Raw genomic sequence first — 3,891 nt, forward strand, 5'->3', positions numbered from 1 at the left:
TAGGAGGTTATTTCAGGCATTGCAGCCTTATTTGACTCCTAAACGTCTCGCACCACCAACAAGATTATGATACCATTGAAGCCTATTTTATTCCTAAAATAAACGCGCCCAAGGTCAAGTCCCGAGATGCGATCGCCGATACGTTTTTATTGGCATGGAGCCTTTGTCCCCATGAAAATCCCTCGGACCTGTGGCATCATGTCCTGTACCGAATTTACCTCCGCACTAAGCAAGGGACAAATCCCCAACAAAGTTGGGTGAGAACTTCCGGTGAAGCTTTCGATCTAGCATTATCCCAAAAATACAATCCCATTTTACGCAATCACGGCATCAAATTAACGCCTTTATTTTCCAAAAAAGACAAAAAAGAGACATTAGAGCGCATGGGAATTTCCGATTTAGTTGGCTCTAGTAAAATTGATATAGCCATTGAAAAGTAGGGTGAAACGAGAGGACTATTACCGAATGGATATGGCATCATCGGTGGCATTCACGCTAAAGTTAGCTTGGCTGAAAGAGTATCGGATGATATTCCGGCCAGTCGAATTATGATGCAATATGGGTTTCTGAGTCTCTTATCGACCTTAGATGTTAAATCCTTCCCCCCTCCTGGAGGAGATTTAATTAATCGCGCAGAGTTCGGGTCACCGGACAATCCCAGTGACAAACGGCGCTATGGGGCGCATCTAGAAGTTGGGGGAGGAGGTAGAAGGCTCAAAACAACTGCCCTCTGGAAACAAGTCATCAAAGCGACTATTTACCCAGGCAAGACGTAAATGTAACAGGTGATTAAATTCCTGACTACTCCACCGCATACCGACTCCCTTAAAGCGCTACTGAAATTTATACTGCTGCCTTGGGACTGAAGTCTATGCGTTGAGATTCAGCTATCTTCATTAGCTGCCAGACTGCCGATTGCCTGCGATGAGGATAATCGGCAGCATCTTGTTCCTACGAGCAAGAGAAGCAACCTAACAGGTTCACTTGTCCCATCCGCGCCAGGGACTAACTTCAATCGCCCCTGAAGGATGCAAGACCAGATGGAAATAGGCAAAATCTGCTTGATTTTGTTCCGTGCGTAAATTCGGCAAAGGGGTCTTGGTCACGAAATCGGCAGCCTTTTGATGCAGGGGTTGGTAGCTGGTAATCGCACCCTCTCGATTGACCGTGACCTGATAAGCTAAACTTTCAGCAAATTCTACCGATTGCCAATCGCCATCGATGCGCTCATACAAGATTTGATTGAGCTGCTCTAATTCCGTACTCTGGGTAATCTCTGTAAAAATGTTTGGCGATTCTGAGGCGATTGCCGGTTTCGGTTCAGTGGGGGACTTGGGAGCTATCAGCCACAATTTGATGGTTTCGTCACTACTGGCACTGACAAACTGGCGACCATCGGGACTAAAAACCACCGCTTGCACAGATTTAGCATGAGCTTGTAAGGCATCGAACACCTTACCCTCAGCGACATTCCACAGCCTCACCGTGCGGTCATGACTCCCACTAACTAAGGTACTGCCATCAGGACTCCATGCCAGGGATTGCACCCTATGAGAATGTCCCGTCAGAGTATTCAAGATGCTCCGGTTACTAGCATTCCATAGTGTAATGGTGCGATCGTCGCTGCCACTGGCGAAGAGTTGACCATCGGGGCTGACGGCAATCGCTCGGACTACCCCCGAATGAGCTTGGATGGTCAGAGACTTTTTGCCATCCTGAAGCTGCCAGATGCCGATTGTCCCATCCTCACAACCACTGAGCAGATATTGGCTGTCGGGAGTGAAGGCCAGCGCTCTTACCCAGTCCACATCCTGCAAGGTGGCAAGGGTTTCGCCTTGCAGATTCCAGAGTCTAATGGTTTTATCGGCACTGCCACTGGCAATTGTTTTGCCGTCCGGTGCGATCGCCACTACCTTAACGTCATCTGTGTGACCATTAAATGTGCGAATCAGCTTGCCCGTATCCAAGTCCCACAGCCTTACCCGGTTATCCACACTGCCGCTGATGAGATGCTTGCCATCCGGTGCGATGGCTAAAGATGCCACGGCACTGGCATGGGCTGCAATAGTCTGGCGCAGACTCCCGCTTTCTAAATCCCAAATCTTAATCGTACCGTCATAACTGCCACTGGCTAAAACTTTGCCATCGGGTGCGATTGCCGCTGCGTAAACCCATGCCGAATGTCCGTTCAAGGTGAGGCTAGGATACGAGAGAGAAGACATATCCGGACTGGAAACCAGCAGTTGCGTGCCAGTTTTTAACACAGTGAGTCCCACAATTGCGGTAAGAGTTGTCAATCCCAATCCCGCCGCATATTTCCAACCTGTCAGTTTTAAAATCATCTGTAAGTTCCCTGACTCAATTATTACCATTAAGCGTGTTCGTACCAGAAATCCCTTGAAGATTTGGGGTTCTAGTTCACTCAATCAGCCGTGGCAGATTTTGCTTTCTTCTGCTGTTGCACCTGCCATTCTTTCCAACGACGAACCAAAAATAACAGGGTAATACCCGTAATCATGATGGCCCCAAATGGAGTTAGATAGGTCCACTGGCCAGCCATTTTATCGAAAACGTGCCAAGTCAACATGAACATAGCCAAGTAAGTTAGCTCATGCAAGCGCTTCCAATTTTTCTTAAGTCTTTTCACGCTCCAATCATTGGAAGTAATTGCCAGGAGGGTAAAAATGATGAAAGTAACAACCCCTTGGATATAAACCCAGAAAGTCTTTAGGTCCGAAAAGTCAATATCTCTTTTTTTGACCAGAATATATCCATGCCCAAACGCCACAATAAAAGCCAAAATCCCAATCGTGCGACGATGCTTGAGCAGAAATTTAGGGATACTCGTTTGTTTCGTTTGGGGAAATACTACTCTGAGAATTGTCGGAAGTAAACTCAGGGTATAAAAAATTAAAGCCAAAAAGCCTAAAATAGTTAGGAAGTGGTGCAGAATTGATTGTTATCACCGTTGATTTTCCAGATACATTGCGAGTTATCTTAGTGGACAAAGAACTGAAAATGGCTTTTCTTGAAGTCAAGGCATGGCAATATCAAGCCCTAACACTAGAGAGGCAATAAAAGAACGAATTACACGCCAACGGAACGGTTTTCTACCCTTTCCCTAACTTGGGGTCAAAGTGTGACCATTAATTTCTCTAAAATGTGGCAGTAAAGTTGCAGAACCTGCGTACAGAAACGGATGCCGAAAATGGAACTCTTAGCCACATCCAAAGTAAGTTTTTAGGTTTGATTAACTAATAGGCTACAAACATTATCTACCGCAAAACCTGACATCCTTTGAAAATGCCAAGTCTATAACTCGAGATAACTGAAAACCGTGAAAAGTCGCCTTAGAAAACCTAATACTTACTATTAAAGAAACTTATAGCAGTCAATCCTGAAAAGCTCTGTTATAGAGGTTGTTCTTAACATCCATGTAGTAATTTAGTCGCGCCATCCCTGATTTTGAAACAAGTAGTGACATCTCTATCTCCTGAAAAGGATTGAGTACTTAAGTAGTATTCTGACCTCACTATAGCCTAGCAGATGTGTAGTGTCAAGCCCCAGAAAAAAAAAGAGAGTTCATCCTGGTGAAAACTAAACCCGTCAAGGGTTACGGGTTAGTTGTAGATCGCTACTACCAGTAAAACAGTAGGTTGGGTGAAACCCAAAGCGCGAAACCCGACCGTGAGACGATCGCCCTTATCAATCGTAACACAATTTACCATGTTTGATGTGGGATGTCCGAAACAGTAGGTTGGGTGAAACCCAACAGCAGTTGCTGAGGTGAAACCGGAACGCGATCGCCCTTATCAATCGTAACACAATTTACCATGTTCGATGTAGGATGTCCGAAACAGTAGGTTTGGTAAAACCCAACAGCAGTTGCTG

The 3,891-nt window shown here is 45.6% G+C and carries 4 protein-coding genes and 1 pseudogene; 3 read left to right on the forward strand and 2 right to left on the reverse strand.

The features are described from left to right. Positions 1 to 149: 149 nt before the first annotated feature. Positions 150 to 440: a hypothetical protein gene (locus P5683_RS23450; RefSeq protein WP_006624823.1), complete on the forward strand. Its 291-nt coding sequence runs from the start codon at positions 150 to 152 to the stop codon at positions 438 to 440. A gap of 36 nt (positions 441 to 476) precedes the next feature. Next, positions 477 to 668 (forward strand): annotated as a pseudogene (locus P5683_RS26570) (BsaWI family type II restriction enzyme); the annotation flags it as partial. 312 nt (positions 669 to 980) lie between these two features. Here P5683_RS26570 and P5683_RS23460 read toward each other — a convergent pair. After that, positions 981 to 2,342, reverse strand: coding sequence for a WD40 repeat domain-containing protein (locus P5683_RS23460; RefSeq protein WP_008055231.1), 1,362 nt, complete (start codon positions 2,340 to 2,342; stop codon positions 981 to 983). Between the two features lie 80 nt (positions 2,343 to 2,422). Next, the gene (locus P5683_RS23465) at positions 2,423 to 2,920 is read right to left on the reverse strand and encodes a ferric reductase-like transmembrane domain-containing protein (protein ID WP_006668172.1); all 498 of its coding nucleotides are present in this window, start codon (positions 2,918 to 2,920) and stop codon (positions 2,423 to 2,425) included. 32 nt (positions 2,921 to 2,952) lie between these two features. On the opposite strand from P5683_RS23465, the gene P5683_RS23470 reads away from it, so the two are divergent. Next, the gene (locus tag P5683_RS23470) at positions 2,953 to 3,078 is read left to right on the forward strand and encodes a hypothetical protein (protein WP_008055230.1); all 126 of its coding nucleotides are present in this window, start codon (positions 2,953 to 2,955) and stop codon (positions 3,076 to 3,078) included. Positions 3,079 to 3,891: the final 813 nt, after the last annotated feature.

The sequence above is a fragment of the Limnospira sp. PMC 1279.21 genome (assembly GCF_032349615.1).
Taxonomy (GTDB): domain Bacteria; phylum Cyanobacteriota; class Cyanobacteriia; order Cyanobacteriales; family Microcoleaceae; genus Limnospira; species Limnospira fusiformis.

Bases quoted from the DNA above. Each gene is read 5' to 3' on its own strand.
- P5683_RS23460 (WP_008055231.1), bottom strand. From the start codon at position 2,342: ATGATTTTAAAACTGACAGGTTGGAAATATGCGGCGGGATTGGGATTG.